Here is an 18,502-nt window from a genome sequence, read left to right on the forward strand (position 1 = left end):
CCGATTCGAATTACGCCATGTCCGTCGCTACTTCTCCCGCCACTCCCGCTTCCGCCGCCACCGCGCAGGCGCCGCTGCGCGTCGCGCTGGTCGGCAACCCCAATTGCGGCAAGACCGCGCTGTTCAACCGGCTGACCGGCAGCCGCCAGAAGGTGGCCAACTACGCCGGCGTCACGGTCGAGCGCAAGGAAGGGTATTTCGTCGCGCCGTCGGGCCGGCAGGTGCGCATCCTCGATCTGCCCGGGGCGTACAGCCTGCACGCGACCAGCCTGGACGAAGCCATCACGCGCGACGTCTGCATGGGCAACCGCCCCGGCGAGGCCGTGCCCGACCTGCTGGTGTCGGTCGTCGACGCCACCAATCTGCGGCTGCACCTGCGCTTCGTGCTGGAGCTGCGCCGTCTCGGCCTGCCGATGGTGGTGGTGCTCAATATGAGCGACGCGGCCGAACGCCGCGGCATCCGCATCGACCGCGACAAGCTCGCCGCCGCGCTGGGCGTGCCGGTGGTGCAGACGGTCGCCGTGCGGCGCGGCGGCGCCGCCGCGCTGCTGTCGCTGCTCGACGGCGCGCTGCCGTCGGCCCCGCCGCCTCCGCCGGCGCCCGCCGACGATTTCGACACCCATGCCGAGGTCAAGCGCCTGCTCGACGCCGCGGTGACGATGCCGACCGCGTCGGCCAGCCTCGAAGACCGTATCGACCGTGTGGTGCTGCATCCGGTGTTCGGCCTGGCGATCCTCGCCGTGCTGCTGTTCCTGATGTTCCAGGCGGTGTTCTCGTGGGCCGAGCCGATCATGGAAGGCATCGAGGGCGGCGTGGCCTATGCCGGCGAACTGGTCGGCGGCCTGCTGCCCGATGGCCTGCTGCGCAGCCTGATCGTCGACGGCCTGATCGCCGGCCTGGGCAGCGTGGTGGTGTTCCTGCCGCAGATCCTGATCCTGTTCCTGTTCATCCTGACGCTGGAGGAGTCGGGCTATCTGCCGCGCGCGGCGTTCCTGCTCGACCGGCTGATGATGGGCGCCGGGCTGTCGGGACGGTCGTTCATCCCGCTGCTGTCGAGCTTCGCCTGCGCGATTCCCGGCATCATGGCGACCCGCACGATCCAGGACCCGCGCGACCGGCTGACCACGATCCTGGTCGCGCCGCTGATGACCTGCTCGGCGCGGCTGCCGGTCTACGCGCTGCTGATCGGCGCCTTCATTCCGGCGGACACCGTGATGGGCCTGTTCAACCTGCAGGGGCTGGTGCTGTTCGCGCTCTATGTGGCCGGCATCGTCAGCGCGCTGGTGGTCGCCTATGCGCTGAAGTTCTTCCGCCGCGACCGCACCGAGCATCCGCTGCTGATGGAGCTGCCGGCCTACCGCATTCCGAATCCGCGCGATGTGCTGATCGGCCTGTGGGAACGCGCCCGCATCTTCCTGTCGCGCGTCGGCAAGGTGATCCTGACGCTCACCGTGCTGCTGTGGTTCCTGGCGACCTTCCCGTCGCCGCCCGAAGGCGCAACGCTGCCGCCGATCGACTACAGCTTCGCCGGCATGATCGGCCATGCGCTGGAGAAGGTGTTTGCGCCGGTCGGCTTCAACTGGCAGATCTGTATCGCGCTGGTGCCGGGCCTGGCCGCGCGCGAGGTCGCGGTGGGCGCGCTGGCGACCGTCTACGCGCTGTCGGGCAGCGAGGACACCGTGGCCGCGCAGCTCGCGCCGATGATCGCCGCGCAATGGTCGCTGGCCACCGCGCTGGCGCTGCTGGCGTGGTTCGTGTTCGCGCCGCAGTGCATCTCGACGCTGGCCGTGATCCGCCGTGAAACGAACTCGTGGAAGGTGATGGCGGCCTCCACGCTCTATCTCGCGGGGCTGGGCTATCTGGCGGCGTTCGTCACCTATCGCGTGGCGCTGCTGTTCAGCTGAGGCATTCGGAAGCCATCATGTCGCTCTACCACGTCGTCGAATCCGTGCTGGTGCCGCTGATCGTGCTGGTGTGCGCGCTGTCGGTGGCGGCGCGCTACATGCCGCGCACCCGCGAGCGCGTCAAGGCGACGCTGGCGGCAAGCCTCGGCGGCGCGCAGGCGCGCGGATGGCGCGCGCGGCTGGTGGCACGGCTGGCGCCGCAGGCGGTGGCATCGGGTTGCGCCACCGGCTGCGACAGCGGCGGCTGCAACAGCTGCGACAGCAATACGTCCAACGCCGCGCCGGCGGCGACGGAAAAGCCCATCCGCATCGTGCGCAAGCCGCAGGGCAAGGGCTAGGCAGCGATCCTGCCTCAGGCACCGCAGTTCGACGAAGCCGGCTTTGCCGGCTTTTTTCTTGCCCGGAACCCTGTCGTCCCCGCGTATGCGAGGACCCAGTGGCTTTCAAAGACGCTGGGTCCCCGCCTGCGCGGGAACGACGGCATGGACGTTTGCTTTAGGTCAAACGGGTCAGAGGCCGGCAACGGCACACTCGGCATGGGGTCTTTCCCAGTCCTGTCGATAACAACATGAGCCCGATGCAATCTCCTCGTACCCGTTTGGCAGCGGTCGCCGTGGCGGCCGCGATGATGGCCTTTTCCCCGCTGCACGCCGGCGCGGCCGATGTCGCCGCCACCTCATCCGGCACCGAACCCGAAGGTAACTGGATGGTGCGCCTGCGCGGCACCTATCTCGACTTCGAACAGAAGTCCGACCCGATCGGCGGCGCCGGTGCGTCGGACCGGATCGGCGTCAACAACAAGTGGATCCCCGAGCTGGATGTCACTTACTTCCTTACGCCGCATCTCGCGGCCGAACTGGTGCTGACCATTCCGCAAAAGCAGGACGTCTATCTCGACGGCAGCCGGATCGGATCGTTCAAGCATCTGCCGCCGACGCTGCTGCTGCAGTACCACTTCCGGCCGCACGCCACCCTGCGGCCCTATGTCGGCGCGGGGTTGAACTTAACGCGGATCTGGGGCGCCGATATCGCCGGCAATACGCTGTCGCTGGACCGCTGGAGCATCGCGCCAGCGCTGCAGATCGGCGTGGACTACCGGCTGACGCGCAACTGGTTCCTGAACGCGGACATCAAGAAGGTGTGGCTGTCCAGCGATGTGAAGGCGGCCGGCGCCAAGGTGTCGGAAGTCAAGCTGGACCCGTGGCTGTTCAGCGTTGGCGTCGGCTACCGGTTCTGAACGGCCGGGCTGGGGTCACGCAGAAATGGGTACGCTGACGCCACCGAACCCTTCAACCGTCGTCCTGGCGCAGGCGAGGACCCAGTGGCTTCGAAAGACGCTGGGCTCCCGCCTTTGCGGAAACGACGTGTTCAGATCGCACTGCCGTTGATCGTCAACGACAATCGCTGCCCGCTCTGCCTGACGGTGCAGCTTGCTGTCAGCGAGAAGTCGCCCGGCGTCAACGGCGTCACGCCGACCTGGCCCGGATGCGTGGCCGGGGTCACGGCGATATTGCCCGACTGTTGCCAGTCCCATGCTTCGCACGCGAGGAAGGTCAGCGCGTTGCCGCGATGCCTGACGGTCGCGGTGACCGGAATCGGCAGCGGTGGCATCGTCGCGATACGCAGCGGCTGCGGGCCGTCGTAGACCAGCGCCCAGGTCGGCTGCTCCGTCACGGTCAGGCCGGCACTGGGCGTGGCGTCCAGTGCCTTGCTGGTGGCCGTGATCTTCAACAGGCTCTGCAGCGGATCGGCGCCATTGGGACGGCTGGTGTCCAGCGTGAAGCCGCGCCCGCTCGCAGTGGACTGCGCATTGGATTGGACCGACAGCGACGGCGAGGTACTCGCGTACGACCATTGGCCGTCGAACTGCGCGGTCGCATCAAGACCGTCGCTACGCATCACCCGCGCCGACAGCGTGGCCGGATAGCCGTTCAGGATCGAGATCGCGTCGATCGGGGCGCCGTTGCGCAGCAGCTCCAGCGTGTAGGCATAGCTGCCGTTCTTCAATACGACGACGGCGATCCGCGCGGCCAGCGCGACGCCGTTGGGCGCCGTGACGCCGACCGTGACCGTGCCCTCCACCGTGCCGGTGGTCGACGGATTGACGCCGTGCAGCGTCGCGCGCTCGCGATCCGCACCGAGCTGTATGCCGGCGGCCGAGCTGGCCCAGGCCCAGTCATGCACCGCGCCCGACACATCGATCCCGTCGCCATCGAGCAGCGTGGCGCGGATCTGCCGGGTTTCTCCGTTAGCCAGCGTCAGCAGCGGATGGGACACCGCGAGGCTGTAGTCATTGCTGGCGGCGACCGTGATCGTGGCGGTCTGTACCGGCAGCGCGATCGCCTTGCCGTCGGCAGCATGGATGGTCGCGGCGACCTGCACGTTGACGGTACCCGCCGCGATGCCGGTCACGACCGCGGCGCCGGCGACGTTGGCGCTCGGCGTCACCGTGGCGACCGCGGGATCGGACGAGGTCCACGCGTAGCTGCCTTGGGCGGTGACGTCCCTGCCGTTGCTGTCGACGACGACGGCCGCAAGGGTCAGCGTGCGGCCCACGCCGACCTGTCCCGCCGATTGTCCGAGTGTCACGGTATAGCTGACCGTCGTCGGCGATCCGTTGGAGCCGGGACCTGACGAGCTGCCGGAGCCCGAGCCTGAACTCGGATTCGCCCCCGCACCATCGCCGCCCCCGCCTCCACCGCACGCGGCCAATACCATTGCGGTCAGCGCCGCCGCGACCCAGGCGAGCGGCTTCGATCCCGTTCCCGTTCCGATCATGATGTCTCCCCCGTTGGCTGGGACAATGTCCCCCTTCAGGCTAGGCGCGACGCAACTCACGCTGTACCGGCCAGGCGGTGGACCACTGCCGCGGTTTGCGTGTGGCAGCACGCGTTCAGGTACGAGCCCGGTTTGGCGATCTCATCCGTTTGGCCGAGGCCACCGCTTGGCGGCGCACGGCGAAAGCGCGGCGGCTTGCTTGACGAGTCGACGCTCGATGCACTACGCTTTGTCGCTGCTGCACCGTCGTTTTCACACTGTCGACTCTCGACACACCCTCACACCAGCCAGCACGATGTCCGTTGCGCCGACCGTCCACCGCCAAGCCGCCGATGCCCTGTGCATCGCCGCGTCGGCGCGCGCGCGTCGTGCGGTCGCCATCGATGGCCTCGGCTCGGTCTTCGCGCCGACGTGCGCGCTCGTCTTCGCCTCCTCGCTACAACTAGACCTACCGATCGGTTGCCGGGCCTAGCGCCCCGTGGCAGTTCGGCAGCCTGTCGCCACCATTCCATTCGCATTGGCACGCCGTGATCGGCTTCGATTGCGGTGCTGATCGGCATTCGGCCGTTCGATCGTCCGATCGTCCGACCGCTCGCCCGCCATGCGGCCCGCTTTCCCTTCACTATCGCGATTCCCTCGCGAGGAGGACCCGTTCATGCTGCAAGACCCCGCCGTCAAATACCGTCCCGCCGCCACCGTCGATCTGCCGGATCGCACCTGGCCCAACCAGCGCATCGCGCGTGCGCCAGTCTGGATGAGCACCGATCTGCGCGACGGCAACCAGGCGCTGATCGAGCCGATGGGCGTGGCCAGCAAGCTGCGCTTTTTCGAACAACTGGTGAAGATCGGCCTCAAGCAGATCGAGGTCGCGTTTCCGTCGGCATCGCAGACCGATTTCGACTTCGTGCGGATGCTGATCGAGCAGAACCGCATTCCCGACGACGTGACCATCGTCGTGCTGACGCAGGCCCGCGACGACCTGATCCGCCGCACCATCGAATCGCTGCGCGGCGCGCCGCGCGCGGTCGTGCATCTGTACAACCCGATCGCACCGGCGTTTCGCCGCATCGTGTTCGGCGCGAGCCGCGACGAGGTCAAGCAGATCGCACTGGCCGGCACGCGGCTGATTCGCGAACTGACCGACGCGATCCCCGGCACCGCCTGGACCTATGAGTATTCGCCCGAGACCTTCAGCATGACCGAGCTCGACTTCGCGCTCGAAGTCAGCGACGCGGTCGCCGATATCTGGGAACCAAGCGCAGCGCGGCCGATGATCCTGAACCTGCCGAGCACCGTGGAATGCAGCACGCCCAATGTGTTCGCCGACCAGATCGAATGGATGCATCGCCATCTGGCACGCCGCGCCGACATCGTGCTGTCGGTCCATCCGCATAACGATCGCGGCACGGCGGTGGCGACGGCCGAACTGGCCGTGATGGCCGGCGCCGATCGCGTCGAGGGCTGCCTGTTCGGCAACGGCGAGCGCACCGGCAACGTCGACCTGGTCACGCTGGCGTTGAACCTGTACACACAGGGCGTCGATCCGCGGCTCGACTTCTCCGATATCGACGAGGTGCGCCAGTGCGTCGAGCACTGCAATCAGCTGCCGGTGCACCCGCGTCACCCGTATGCCGGCGATCTGGTCTTCACCGCGTTCTCGGGCTCGCATCAGGACGCGATCCGCAAGGGCTTCGCGCAGCAGAAGCCGGACGCGATCTGGGAGGTGCCGTATCTGCCGATCGATCCCGCGGACCTGGGACGCAGCTACGACGCGGTGATCCGCGTCAACAGCCAGTCCGGCAAGGGCGGCATGGCCTATCTGCTCGAACAGGTGCACGGGCTGTATCTGCCGCGGCGGCTGCAGATCGAATTCAGCCGCGCGGTGCAGCGCATGACCGACGAGACCGGCGCCGAGGCCAGCGCGGACGATCTGTACGCGCTGTTCCGCCGCGAATATCTGGAGGTCGATGCGCCGATACGCTACCTGTCGCACCGGATGATGTCGGGCGCGGACGATCAGGTCGAGATCGAGGCCACGCTGGTACAGGATGGCGCCACGCGCGTGGTGCGCGGCAAGGGCAACGGCCCGATCGACGCCTTCGTGCGGGCACTGGGCATGCCGGTACGCGTGATGGACTACCACGAGCACGCGCAATCGTCCGGCGCCGATGCGCGCGCGGCCTGTTATGTCGAGGTACGGGTAGGAGAATCGGCGACCGGCTTCGGCGCGGGGATCGATGCGAACCTGGTGACGGCGTCGCTGAAGGCGGTGGTGTCCGGGGTCAATCGGCATTTGCGGGCGGAGGCGACGCAGCGCGCTACGCAACAGCAAGCGGCCTAGGCCGTTGCTGCCCTCTCCCGCTCGCGGGACAGGGTCGGGGAATGGCAAAGCCTGTCGCGCTGGCGATAGCGCTTGAGGCTTGCTGGCGCCCTTCCCTCTGCCCTACCCCTCTCCCGCAGGCGGGAGAGGGAACACCATTGGGGTACCGCGGCCGTCCCGGATCAGCGGAACGCCGGCTCGTCGAAGCTGCGCAGCTTGCGCGAGTGCAGCGCCTCGACGCCGTTCTCGCGCAGGATGCGGATGGCTTCGAGGCCGATCGTCATATGCTGGCTGACCCGCTGGCGATAGAAGGCGTTGGCCATGCCGCGCAGCTTCAATTCGCCATGCAGCGGCTTGTCGGAGACGCACAGCAGCGTGCCGTAGGGCACGCGCAGCCGAAAACCGTTGGCCGCTACCGTCGCGCTCTCCATGTCGATCGCGATCGCACGCGACTGGTTGAAGCGCGCGTACAGCGTCTTCGACTTCAGCTCCCAGTTGCGGTCGTCGGTCGAGACCACGGTGCCGGTGCGCATCCGCGTCTTCATCTCGTTGCCGGACAGCCCGGTCACCCGCGCCACCGCTTCCTGCAGCGCGACCTGGATCTCGGCGATCGGCGGCACCGGTACCCACGGTGGCAGGTCCTGGTCCAGCACGTGGTCGTCGCGCACATAGGCGTGCGCCAGCACGTAGTCGCCAAGCTGCTGCGAGCGGCGCAGGCCGCCGCAATGCCCAACCATCAGCCAGCAATGCGGGCGCAGCACCGCCAGATGGTCGGTCATCGTCTTCGCGTTGGACGGGCCGACGCCGATATTGACCAGCGTGACACCGAGCCGGTCCTCGCGCACCAGGTGATAGGCCGGCATCTGCGGCAGCGCGCGCGGATACAGCGCGAGATCGGGCTCGGCCTCGCCATGGTTCTGCACAATGTCGCCCGGCTCGACGAAGCGGACGTACTCGTCGCCATCGGCGCCGCTCATCAGCGAGCGGCCCAGCGCGACGAATTCGTCGACATAGCGCTGGTAGTTGGTGAACAGCACGAAGCGCTGGAAGTGCTGCGGCGCCGTGCCGGTGTAGTGGTACAGCCGCTGCAGCGCCAGATCGACGCGCTCGGCGGGAAACAGCGACAGCGGCCAGGCCTCGCCGGGCACCGGCTCATAGGTGCCATTCGCAATCCCGTCGTCGATGCGGCTGAGCTCGGGCAATACGAACGAGGCCTCGAGCTCGCGCGCCTGCGTGTAGCTGATGTCGGTAGTCGACGCCTCGATCACGAAGGGCAGCGGAATCGGCCGCCGGCTGGTGCCCACCACCACCGGCACGCGGTGATAGCGCATCAGCCGTTCGATCTGGTCGCGGTAGTAGTCGGCAAACAGATCGGGGCGTGTCACGGTGGTGCCATAAACGCCCGGATACGCCACGGTACCCCACGACGGCCGGCTGTCGGTCACCATCGTTTCGATATTGACCGAGATGCCCAGATAGGGATAACAGGCATGCGCCGCCGAAGGCAGCGGCTCGCCGCGGGCGAAGGCATCGAAACGCGCGCGCACTGCGCCGACCGCGTTGTCGTAGATTTCGCCGATGCGCGCCAGCGCGGCTTCTGGGTCGGTGAACTCGGCCAACTGGTCGGCCGGATGGGCGGAAGAGAAGATCGAGGCTTGCATGGCGACGATCATACTCCCGCGCGCATGCGCCCGGCACATGACCGTGCTGGCAACTCGGCAAACCGTCGCGATGTCGCTCCCGCGAAGGCGGGAACGACTGGCCCCGCTTATTCCGGCTGGATATTCGCGGCGCGGATGATGCGCCCCCACTTGGCCGATTCCTGCTGCTGGAAGGTTGCCAGTTCGGCCGGCGTGCTGGTGAAGACCTCGGTGCCGGTGCTGCGATAGAAGTTGCTCGCGGTCTGGCTGCGCGCCGCCTTGACGAGCAACTCGTTGAGCCTGGCGACCACCGGCTGCGGCGTGCCCGCGGGCGTGTACGCCGCGAACCAGTAGCTCATCTCGTAGCCCTTGACACCGGCCTCGTCGATGGTCGGCACGTCGGGGGCCAGCGGCGACCGGGTCTTGCCCGACACGCCCAGCGCCCGGAGCTTGCCGCTCTTGACCTGCGGCAGGCCGGTCGCGGTATCGGTGATCATCATCTGGATCTGGTTGCCGAGCAGGTCGGTCACCGCCAGCGGATTGCTCTTGTAGGGCACGTGCAGCAGCTGGACGTTTGCCATCTGCTGGAACAGTTCGCCCGCGATGCGCGACGACGAGCTGCCGCTGCCGAAGCTCAGCTTGCCCGGCTGCTGCCTGGCCAGCGCGATGAACTCGCCGACGGTCTTCACCGGCAATTGCGGATTGACCACCATGATCTGGCCGCCCTTGCCCAGCGCGGTGATCGGCGTGAAGTCCTTGACCGGATCGTAGGGCAGCTTCTTGAACAGATGCTCGTTGGCCGCGTGCGTGGTGTTGGTCGTGATCAGCACCGTATAGCCGTCGGGCGCGGCCTTGGCGACGTCGGAGGCCGCGATGAAACCGTTGGCGCCGGGCTTGTTGTCGACCACCACGGTGACCTTGGCGTCGGTGGTCATCGCCTGGCCGATCGCGCGGGCCAGCTGGTCGGTGGCGCTGCCGGCCGCGAACGGCACGACGAAGCGGACCGGCTTGTCGGGGAATTCGGCGCGCGCCGGTGCGGACGGCAGCGCCAGTGCGGCGAATGCCGTCAGTGCGGCCAGCGCCGGCAGCAGCGTCTTCAGGCGCGGCGCCGGTTGCGTTCGCACGGCGGCGGGGAGAAATCGGGATGGCATGGTGTGGTCTCCTCTGGGTGTTTTATGAGGTCGGAATGCGCCGATGCGTGGCGCCGGTCAGCCACCAGCGTGCAGGCGCGGCGGCAACGGAATCTCCAGCTGCAGCAGCAGGAAGGACAGCGCCTTGCCGTGCGCATCGAGATTGAGCGCATCGTTGACGCCGCCGTCGAGCACGCCGTCGAGCACGAAATTCATCGCATGCAGGCTCGGCACGACGTATCGCGTTACCGCGGCGGGCTGGCGATGACGAAACAGCGCGCGTACCGCGTCCTCCGTCACGTGTGCGAGCAGATGCTCGAAATCGCGCTCGTCGTAGGCAATCACGCTGATGTTCGAACGGTCGCCCTTGTCGCCGGTGCGAGCATGGGCAAGGCGATAGAGCGCAATGGTGCCGGGCATCGTCATGTTCAGCCTTCGATCATCGTGTAGCGCGCCGTTACCGCTTCGCGCGGCACCAGGCAGGACATCGCGTTCAGCCGCGGACGCAGCGCCGTGCGCACCCCGCCACCGCCGGCAGGTCCGCAGCAATAGAGCGCGTTGACCTCGCGCAGCAGCGCCTCGGCGACGGCCTTGTCCTCGTGCGCCAGCGCGGCGCGCAGCCGCACGTCCTGGCTGTGCCGCTCATGCGCTTGCGGCGTGGCGAGCCAGGCGCCGCCATCGTCGGCCAGCACGCTGAGCACGCCGATCAGGTCGAGCCGCACCGGCACTTCGTGGCCGAGCATCGCCATCCGCTTGCGCACGATGTGGCCGGCCAGACGCGCGCGCGCCGCGGCGTTCGGCCCCGCGTAGGAGATCTCGCCTTCGGCGATCCAGCCGCCCTCGTGAAACAGATTGGCCTTCAGCTGCTGCGGCCGCGCATGGCCGCGGATATTGCGCACCGCGACGCGGTCCGGACCCAGCTGCTCGACGGTAACCGCGCCGATGTCCGCCACCACGTCCGGCGTCAGATAGGCGGCGGGATCGTGCACCTCGTACAGCAGCTGTTCCTTGACGGTTCGCAGATCGACGCAGCCGCCGGTGCCGGCGGCCTTGCCGACCTCGATGCCGCCATCGCTGTCCAGCCGCACGATCGGATAGCCGAGCGCATGGACGTCCGGGACGTCCTTGACGCCGGGATCGGCGAAATAGCCGCCGGTCACCTGCGCCCCGCATTCGAGCAGATGGCCCGCCATGGTCGCGCGCGCCAGGCGGTCCCAGTCCTGCCAGGACCATTGGAAATGCGCCATCGCCGGGCCGACCGCCAGGGCCGGGTCGGCGACGCGGCCGCACACCACCACCTGTGCGCCGGCGGCCAGCGCGTCGGCGATGCCTTGCGCGCCGATATAGGCGTTGGCACAGACGAAGCGGCGCTCGGGAAAGCCCGCGCCGAGAATGCCGGAAAGCAGCCTGCGCCCGGCATCGCCCGACAGATCGTCGCCCTCCACCACGGCGACGCGCGGCCGGGGCAGCCCCAGCTCGGCCGCCAGCGCCTGCACGCGGCGCGCGGCGCCGTGCGGATTGGCCGCACCGAAGTTGCCGACGATCGGAATGCCGTGCGCCAGGCAAAGGCCCAGCACCGGGGTCAGCAGGGCGTCGAGCAGCGGCTCATAGCCGCGTTCGGGATCGGCGCGCCGGGCCAGATGGGCCAGCGCCAGCGTGCGCTCGGCCAGCGTTTCGAAGATCAGCGCGGAGGGGCCGCCGTCGGCGATCAGCGTGCGGACCACGGGCAGCGCGGCGTCGATGCGATCGCCGGAGAAGCCGGCACCGGAGCCGATCGAGAGCGGAGAAACCATGGCGGGCGCGATATCAGCAGGACGACAGTCAATCAAGGGGGCAGCGCTTGCGCGCAGCCGGTCACGGCATTCTAGGCATGACCTCGAATTCGGAAAAACGGATTATTTGGATTAATCTAGTGGTCTGTTCGATCAATCCAGGCCGCCATCCCGCGCAATCCGGATCCCGCCCGCCGCCATGAACCTGTCCATCAAGCATCTGCGCGCCTTCGTCGCGCTGGCCCAGCAGCGCAATTTCACGCGTGCGGCGCAGGCCTGCCATCTGTCGCAATCGGCCTTCAGCGCGCTGATTCGCACGCTGGAAGAACAGGCGGGCGCCCGCTTGTTCGAGCGCACCACGCGGTTTGTCGAGCTCAGCGCAGAGGGGCGCCGCTTCGAGGAGGTGGCCGAGCGGCTGCTGGCGGATTTCGAGGACGCCTTCGCCGACCTGCGCGACCATGCCGAACGCCGCAAGGGGCGGGTCGCGATCGCCGCGCTGCCGTCGATCGCCGCAGGCGATCTGCCGCCGGTACTCGCCGCCTTCCGCGCGCGCTATCCGGGCATCGCGCTGGCGCTGCACGACGTGCTGGCCGACGGCTGCATCGATCTGGTTCGGCGCGGCCGCGTCGACTTCGCGCTGGCGCCGGCGCCCGGCCAGGATGCCGATCTGAAGATCGAGCCGCTGGTGGCGGACTCCTTTCACGTGGTCTGCCCCGCCGGTCATCCGCTGGCGTCGCGCCGCAGCATCGCACCATCCGCGCTGGCCGGCCTGCCGTTCATCCATCTGTCGCGGACCAGCAGCGTGCGGCAGCATCTGGACGCCGCGCTGCATCCGACGCGGCTCAATGGCGTGATGGAGGTCGAGCACCTGGCCACGGTGGCGGGGCTCGTGGCGGCCGGGCTGGGCGTCACCGTGGTGCCGTCGCTGGCGCTGTTCCAGTTCCGGCTGCCCAATCTGGCGATCCGGCCGCTGCGGCTCGAATCGCTGGTGCGCGACATCTGCCTGGTACGGCTGCGCGATCGCGGCGATTCGGCCGCGGCCAGCGCGATGCTCGACTATGTGTACGCGCACTTCCGCAAGCGGCGCGGCGCGCAGGAAGCCGAGCGGCGGACGGCTCAGAAGTGAGCGAGATAGCCGCCGTCGACGGCAAGGACGTGGCCGGTGATGTAGGACGCCGCCGGCGAGGCGAGGAACACCGCGGCGCCCGCTATTTCGTCCGGCTGCCCCCAGCGGCCCAGCGAGGTACGGCGCTGCAGCCAATCCTTGACGCCGGCATCGCCGACCATCGGCTGGTTCGGCTCGGTGGCGAAGAACCCTGGCGCAATCGCGTTGACGGTGACGCCATCGCGCCCCAGGTCCGCCGATAGCGAGCGCGTCAGCGCATCGAGCGCGCCCTTGGTGGCGGGGTACAGCACGTCGTCGCCACGCGCGACCTGCCCCGCGATCGAGCTGACATTGATGATGCGGCCATAACCACCGCGGCGCATGCGCATCGCCGCATGGCGGCACAGGTTGTACGGCGCGACCAGATTGGTCTCCATCATCGCGCGCAGATCGCCGGTATCGAGCTCGGCCATGGTCTGCCGATTGCGCGCGCCGGCGTTGTTCACCAGGATGTCGAGCCGGCCGTATTGCGCGTCGATGCGGTCGAACGCCTGCGCGACCGCGGCCTCGTCGGTGATGTCGAGCACCAGCGGATGCGCGCCCGTACCGAGCGCGGCCACGGCCTGTTCGACCCGCTGCGCGCTGCGCGCAACGACCAGCACGAGGGCACCGGCGTCGATCAGGCCCCTGGCGATGGCCAGTCCAAGGCCCTGCGCGCCGCCGGTAACGAGCGCAACGCGGCCGGTCAGGGAAAAGGGATGGGATGGGGTATGCGCGGACATGCGGGGGAATATACCGCAGGGCGCCCCACTTATCCCTGGGGCGCCTGTCTGGTTTGTTCGATCAGCCAGTCGCGAAACGCCACCACTCGGGGGTCCTCGCTGCTGCTTTCCGGATAGACCAGGTGATAGCCATAGTCCTGCGCCACGCTGACCCCGATGTCGAACGGCCTGACCAGCCGGCCCGCGGCGAGGTCGTTGGCGATCATCGGCAGTTCGACGAGGCCCACGGCGCCGCTGTCCAGCACGGCCTGGACGACATGCGTCGAATGGGCGAAGGCCATGCAGCGGCTGTCGTCGAAGTTCTCGATGCCGGCCGCCGCCATCCACATCGGCCAGTCGGGCCAGACGATGCCATCGGTCCGGCAATCGACGTGGCACAGCGTGTGGTGCAGCAGATCGCTGGGCTCGCGCAGCGGCGGGCCCGATTCGAGCAGGCTCGGGCTGCAGACTGGAACCACCACCGTGCCGAACAGGCGCTCGGCGCGTGCGCCTTCATAGCGGCCGGCGCCGAAGCGGATCGCGACGTCGATGTCGTCGGCCTCGAAATCGCGGACCTGCTCGCTGATATCGAAGGTCAGATCGAGGCCGGGATTGGCCGCGCGAAATTGCGGGAGCCGGGGCAGCAGCCAGTTGGACGCGAAGCGCGCCTCCAGCGATATGCGCAGGTGCGCCGCGCCTCGCGCCATGCGCCGGGCGCGGGCGGTGGCGCGGCGCAGGTTGTCGAGCGCATCGGCGGTGGCCTCGTAGAGGACCGCGCCGGCGGGCGTCAGCTGAATGCTGCGGCTGGTGCGCGTGAACAGCGTGATGCCGAGCTGTTCCTCGATTTCCTTGATCTGGTAGCTGACCGCCGCGGGAGTCAGGCCGACTTCGTCGGCCGCGCGGGTGAAATTCAGATGCCGCGCCGCCGCTTCAAAGGTCCGGAGGGCGCGCGTGCCCGGCAGCATGCGATTCATCGATCTTCAGGCGAGATGGAACGATCGCACGGAAGCTACCGGTTTCTCGGCGGGGGGTCAATGCACACGGAATCGCGCCGAGTTGGCGCGAAGAGCGGGAACGTGGTGCGCCAGCGCCGCCGGTGCACCACGTATTGTCGGATCGTCGATGCGTCGGATCGTCGATGCGATGCAGCGCGCCGGAATCAGGGGAATGCCGGCACCGCCGGGTCCATCCCCGCGAAGCGGGCTTCCGGATGCGAGCTGCGCAGCAGGGTTTCGATTTCCTCGCAACGGTCGCGCGGCACATCCACGATCAGCAGGATCTTGCCGTCGGCGATATCGGCCTCGAAGGGCTTGAGCCGGCTGTTGGGCGCCGAGCTGCCGATCATGCTCGAGGCCCAGGCACCGAACACCGCGCCGAGCACAGCCAGCACGCCAACCAGGCCCCATTGCGGGGTATCGCCGACGATCGGGAACATGGCCACCACGACGCCGGCGACCACGCCGACCGCACCACCGATCATCAAACCCATCTCGGCGGCGTGCACGATATCGGAGGTCTGGAACAGATTGGCTTCATGCAGCCCGGTCATGTCCATGCCATCGCGGGCGACGAAGTGGATGTGCCGGTGTTCGACGCGATTGACGAGCAGATCGTCCATGGTCCGCTTCGCGCTGACCACGTCGGGCAATAACCAATAGATGCGTTTGCGCATGACGGATTCCTCCGAGCGAGGTCCCGTCCGTGGGCTGCCGAGGCTGGCAGGTGGCGGCAGATTCCGCCAGCTGGGCGGGTTTTACTTTTGTACGCCACCAGGCTGGGAATCGCAAGCGCGCTCGTGGGATGCACCACACGGGGCCGGCGCGACGTGACGTAGCCGTCACGCCGGCGGCGGGCCAACGTGACGGCGATGACGCCAGCGCAAGGTTTGAAGGCCAGCCCGAAGTCCGGCCGGATGCCGCTCAGAACGTGATCGGCAGCCGCACGTTGACCTGCAGGTCGGGCGTATCGCGCGTCAGCCCCGCGCCGACCGAGATATTGAGCGTATAGCGGTCGCTGAAGCGGTACGAATAGCCGACCAGCAGCGAGCCCTGCGTGATCCGCACCGAGCCGGGCACCGTCTGTCCGTTCTGCTTGGTCGGCCAGATGATGCTCTGGTCGTAGCCGATGCTGAAGGACGCGCGCTCGTTCAGCGCCAGGCCCATGCCGAAGTTGAAGCCGAAGATATCGCCCGGCTCGATCTTGCCCAGCGGCTCCTTCTGGCCGTTCAGCACGGTACGGCTGACGTTGTCGCGGCCGAAGTTGTGCAGATAGCTGAAGGTGCCGAAGAACACCGCCGGATCGGTCGGCAGCAGCCACGTGATGCCCGGCTGGATCGCGTGGAAGCCGGTGCCGGTCGGCATGCCCAGCGGCAACCCGGTGCCCGTCGTATTGCCGATGCAGCGCTGCACGCAATCGGTGACCACGTCGAACGGGCTCTTGCCGGTATTGGACTTGTAGCGCAGCCAGCCGACGAAATACGGCATGCGGTCGTTGCCGTAGTTCAGCTGATAGCGCAGCGTCGCCTCGACATCGCCCAGCCCGCTGCCGCTCGAATTGAAGACGTTGTCGACCGCCGTGCCGGTGAAGACTTCCCGGCTGATGGTCGACCCCGAGCTATGCACGTACGGAACCTTGGCCTCGATTTCGAGCCGCTTGGTGATGCCGTAGCGGAACGCGACCGAGGCGACATAGGTCGAGGTCTTGACCTCGCGCACGTCGATCAGGCCGATCAGGATTGCAGGAATCACCGTGTAGCCGACCAGCGCCACGCGGTTGTTGGACGAGTAGCCGTACTGGAACGCCGGCTCGACCACCAGCCGGCCTGGCGGCGTCAGCACGCCCGGCTGATCGAAGATCGGTGCGATCTCCGGCGGGCGCGTGTCGCGCTCCGGCGGCCGGCCGACCGGCTCCTGCGCCTGCGCGACCGTGGTGCTGCCGTTGGCGGGAGCCTGTGCCGGGGCCTGTGCCTGATTGACCGGCAAGTTTCGCGTATTCGGCAGGCCGGTGTTGCCGCTGGCCGCCGCGGGTGCTGTCGCCGCGCCGGTCGCAATGTCCCCGCCCGTCACGCCGCCACGCTGTCCGCCGCGCTTGTTGGCGAGCGCATCGGCGCCGACGATGCTGCGCAACTCGCGGATCGTGGCCTCTTGCTGGGCCATCGAGCGCTTCATCGCGTCGAGCACGGCGGCCTGTTCGGCGACCTCGCGTTTCAGGGCCTCCAGCTTGGCGGCCGTCGGTCCGTCGTCGGGCAGGTTCTGCGCATGCGCCAATCCCCCCAGCAATAGCAAGGTCGAGCATCCCGCCTGCCGGATGCCCTGCATCGACCTTTTTCTCATGACTCTCCTCCCCCCGGATGGCGGACTGGTTCAGGAGTCCGCGGCCTGCTTTGCGTTGTTGCGATGCACCCCTGTGTGTCCGGATGCGACCGCTTGCATCCGTTGCCTCTGCCTGCTTCGATGTGGTCTTCGTGTGGTTGCGTGTGGTCCCGTATGCGACCTGGCTCTACCGCATGCTCGCCGCCCGTTGCAGGGCGGTGTTCAATGCCGCGCCGGCGACCCCCGCGCGGAACGCCTGCAAGGTGTTCACGCCCGCATCGATGGTCAACAGGCTCTGGATCGACTGGTTGTTGAGCGAGTTCTGGATCACGGTCGCCGGCGTGCCGGCCAGCGCCCCCGCGTTGAAGCTGTTGCCTGGCCCGTTCTGGATCAGATTGAGCAGGCCGTTGGTGGTGACCGAACCGGTCGCGGTGGCGATCACCGCCGGCGCCGGCATCGTCGGCGCCCCCGAAGACGGTGCGGGCGATGGCGCCGCCACGGTCGCGGTGCCCGGTGTGGACGTCGCCGTGCCGGGCTGCCCCGCGCTGGCCGACGAACTGGCGCTGCCGCTGCCGGGCGTCGACGTGCCCTGCCCCGCCTGGCCCAGCGCATTGGCTGCGACCGAGCCGGCATTGGCGGCGCTCTGCAGCGCCGCCGCGAGCCGCCCTGCTTGTTCGGACGTGATACGGCTGACGTCCGGAATGACTAGGCTGGTCGATACCACCAGATTGCCGTTGATATAGACCGCGCGTTCGATGCCGAACGAGACCTGCAGGCCGGCGGTCTCGAAGCCGCCACGCAGTTCTTCCAGTCTTGCCGATGCGACCGGTGTCCAGCCGGCCATGCCGCTGCGCGCGGCAGCGATGGCGTCGTGATGCGGATCCGCTGCGGGGTGGGACGCCAGGCCCGCGTCCAGTCCGCCGTCGCGCGGGGCCTGCGTGCCCCACGCCTGGCCGGCGCAGGCCAGCCCCGCGCCGAGCAGCATCGTGGCCGCTACAGAACTCGCAGCGCCACGAACTGCGCCGCGGCGTGCCGGCGGCGTGGTCAAAGCTTGTCGATACATGATGACGGGTCCCTAGAAGTCTCCAACGCCATGCTTGGGCATGACGGTAAAGAACAGACTGTCCCGATTGACCCCCATCCAGTACGGCCCACTGGGTGCGACGCGCCAGTCCGAAGCCTGGTTGAAGCGCGCGAGATCGGTGCGGTTGTGGATCACGAACAGAAGACTACTGTCCCAGATCCGCTCGAAGTGTTCGCGAGACAACGCTCGGGTACCGAGCGCGGGATCGCCAACCAACACCCGGTTGCCGCGCACCCCCTTGACCACGACGAAATGGTGGTAGCCGTTCTCGACCACCAGCACGATCGCCGGGACCTGGGTCTCCTCGAGCTTGGACAGCGGCAGTTCGAAGCCATCGGCCATGAAGCCGCGCGATTCGAGGAAGCGCTTCATGTCCAGCAGCGAGAAGCCCTCGCGCTGGATCTTGGCGCGATCGCCGGTCAGGTACATCTGCTGGAACACTTCGGCTTCCGTGACCGGATGGCCGTACTGATAGGTAAGCAGGGTCGCCACTGCGGCCGAGCCGCAGCTGAAGTCGTATTGCTGCCGGATGGTGGTCTTGAAGCGTGCCTCCTTCAGGCTCACCGTCCGGACCTTGTAGTCACTGCCCGCCGGCTGAAGCACCACCGTATCGGCGGCGTGCGCCGGCACCATGGCCGACGCCCAGGCGAGCGCCGCCACTGCGGCGAGGCGCGGCAGCTTCATGGCCCGCTTCATG

17 protein-coding genes are annotated in these 18,502 nt (G+C 68.1%); 6 read left to right on the forward strand and 11 right to left on the reverse strand.

Translation table 11 applies throughout. The features are described from left to right. The first annotated feature begins 17 nt into the window (after nucleotides 1-17). From feoB to FOB47_RS09560, 3 genes are all read left to right on the forward strand, one after another. Nucleotides 18-1,904: a ferrous iron transporter B gene (gene feoB, locus FOB47_RS09550; protein ID WP_174780716.1), complete on the forward strand. Its 1,887-nt coding sequence runs from the start codon at nucleotides 18-20 to the stop codon at nucleotides 1,902-1,904. 17 nt (nucleotides 1,905-1,921) lie between these two features. Then, nucleotides 1,922-2,242, forward strand: a complete 321-nt coding sequence (locus tag FOB47_RS09555) for a DUF6587 family protein (protein WP_053823347.1) — start codon at nucleotides 1,922-1,924, stop codon at nucleotides 2,240-2,242. 239 nt (nucleotides 2,243-2,481) lie between these two features. Further along, complete coding sequence (locus FOB47_RS09560) at nucleotides 2,482-3,141, forward strand: OmpW/AlkL family protein (protein ID WP_174780972.1); 660 nt, start codon at nucleotides 2,482-2,484, stop codon at nucleotides 3,139-3,141. A 131-nt stretch (nucleotides 3,142-3,272) separates the two neighbouring features. Here FOB47_RS09560 and FOB47_RS09565 read toward each other — a convergent pair whose 3' ends face one another. After that, the gene (locus FOB47_RS09565; protein WP_244959218.1) at nucleotides 3,273-4,493 is read right to left on the reverse strand and encodes an Ig-like domain-containing protein; all 1,221 of its coding nucleotides are present in this window, start codon (nucleotides 4,491-4,493) and stop codon (nucleotides 3,273-3,275) included. 406 nt (nucleotides 4,494-4,899) lie between these two features. On the opposite strand from FOB47_RS09565, the gene FOB47_RS09570 reads away from it, so the two are divergent. After that, nucleotides 4,900-5,154, forward strand: coding sequence for a hypothetical protein (locus FOB47_RS09570; RefSeq protein ID WP_174780717.1), 255 nt, complete (start codon nucleotides 4,900-4,902; stop codon nucleotides 5,152-5,154). A 183-nt stretch (nucleotides 5,155-5,337) separates the two neighbouring features. Next, nucleotides 5,338-7,023, forward strand: a complete 1,686-nt coding sequence (gene leuA / locus FOB47_RS09575) for a 2-isopropylmalate synthase (RefSeq protein ID WP_174780718.1) — start codon at nucleotides 5,338-5,340, stop codon at nucleotides 7,021-7,023. Nucleotides 7,024-7,184: 161 nt separating this feature from the next. Here the strand turns inward: leuA and FOB47_RS09580 are convergent, their stop codons facing one another. From FOB47_RS09580 to FOB47_RS09595, 4 genes are all read right to left on the reverse strand, one after another. Next, nucleotides 7,185-8,675: an AMP nucleosidase gene (locus FOB47_RS09580; protein WP_006578750.1), complete on the reverse strand. Its 1,491-nt coding sequence runs from the start codon at nucleotides 8,673-8,675 to the stop codon at nucleotides 7,185-7,187. Between the two features lie 95 nt (nucleotides 8,676-8,770). Beyond that, nucleotides 8,771-9,793 carry a Bug family tripartite tricarboxylate transporter substrate binding protein gene (locus tag FOB47_RS09585; RefSeq protein WP_244959219.1) on the reverse strand — a complete coding sequence of 341 codons (1,023 nt, stop codon included), beginning with the start codon at nucleotides 9,791-9,793 and terminating at the stop codon, nucleotides 8,771-8,773. Nucleotides 9,794-9,850: 57 nt separating this feature from the next. Continuing rightward, complete coding sequence (locus FOB47_RS09590) at nucleotides 9,851-10,192, reverse strand: AtuA-related protein (protein ID WP_053824520.1); 342 nt, start codon at nucleotides 10,190-10,192, stop codon at nucleotides 9,851-9,853. 8 nt (nucleotides 10,193-10,200) lie between these two features. Beyond that, nucleotides 10,201-11,565: an acyclic terpene utilization AtuA family protein gene (locus FOB47_RS09595; RefSeq protein ID WP_174780719.1), complete on the reverse strand. Its 1,365-nt coding sequence runs from the start codon at nucleotides 11,563-11,565 to the stop codon at nucleotides 10,201-10,203. A 178-nt stretch (nucleotides 11,566-11,743) separates the two neighbouring features. Here FOB47_RS09595 and FOB47_RS09600 point away from each other — a divergent pair, with 178 nt between their 5' ends. Then, nucleotides 11,744-12,670, forward strand: coding sequence for a LysR family transcriptional regulator (locus FOB47_RS09600; protein WP_174780720.1), 927 nt, complete (start codon nucleotides 11,744-11,746; stop codon nucleotides 12,668-12,670). Here FOB47_RS09600 and FOB47_RS09605 read toward each other — a convergent pair. From FOB47_RS09605 to FOB47_RS09630, 6 genes are all read right to left on the reverse strand, one after another. Beyond that, complete coding sequence (locus FOB47_RS09605) at nucleotides 12,661-13,431, reverse strand: SDR family oxidoreductase (RefSeq protein ID WP_174780721.1); 771 nt, start codon at nucleotides 13,429-13,431, stop codon at nucleotides 12,661-12,663. The two genes, FOB47_RS09600 and FOB47_RS09605, sit on opposite strands and share 10 nt — an antisense overlap. Nucleotides 13,432-13,460: 29 nt before the next feature. Next, nucleotides 13,461-14,384 (reverse strand): transcriptional regulator GcvA, encoded by a 924-nt coding sequence (gene gcvA / locus FOB47_RS09610; RefSeq protein WP_174780722.1) that lies wholly within the window; start codon nucleotides 14,382-14,384, stop codon nucleotides 13,461-13,463. Nucleotides 14,385-14,569: 185 nt separating this feature from the next. Further along, the gene (locus FOB47_RS09615) at nucleotides 14,570-15,082 is read right to left on the reverse strand and encodes an acylphosphatase (protein ID WP_174780723.1); all 513 of its coding nucleotides are present in this window, start codon (nucleotides 15,080-15,082) and stop codon (nucleotides 14,570-14,572) included. Between the two features lie 247 nt (nucleotides 15,083-15,329). After that, nucleotides 15,330-16,742, reverse strand: a complete 1,413-nt coding sequence (locus FOB47_RS09620; protein ID WP_174780724.1) for an acetate kinase — start codon at nucleotides 16,740-16,742, stop codon at nucleotides 15,330-15,332. Between the two features lie 166 nt (nucleotides 16,743-16,908). Further along, nucleotides 16,909-17,706: a flagellin gene (locus FOB47_RS09625; RefSeq protein ID WP_244959220.1), complete on the reverse strand. Its 798-nt coding sequence runs from the start codon at nucleotides 17,704-17,706 to the stop codon at nucleotides 16,909-16,911. 90 nt (nucleotides 17,707-17,796) lie between these two features. Continuing rightward, entirely contained in the window at nucleotides 17,797-18,489 is a 693-nt protein-coding gene (locus tag FOB47_RS09630; protein WP_144426002.1) for a C39 family peptidase, read from the reverse strand. Nucleotides 18,490-18,502: the final 13 nt, after the last annotated feature.

Origin of the sequence: Cupriavidus gilardii, assembly GCF_013347325.1 — a bacterium.
Classification (GTDB): Bacteria; Pseudomonadota; Gammaproteobacteria; order Burkholderiales; family Burkholderiaceae; genus Cupriavidus; species Cupriavidus gilardii.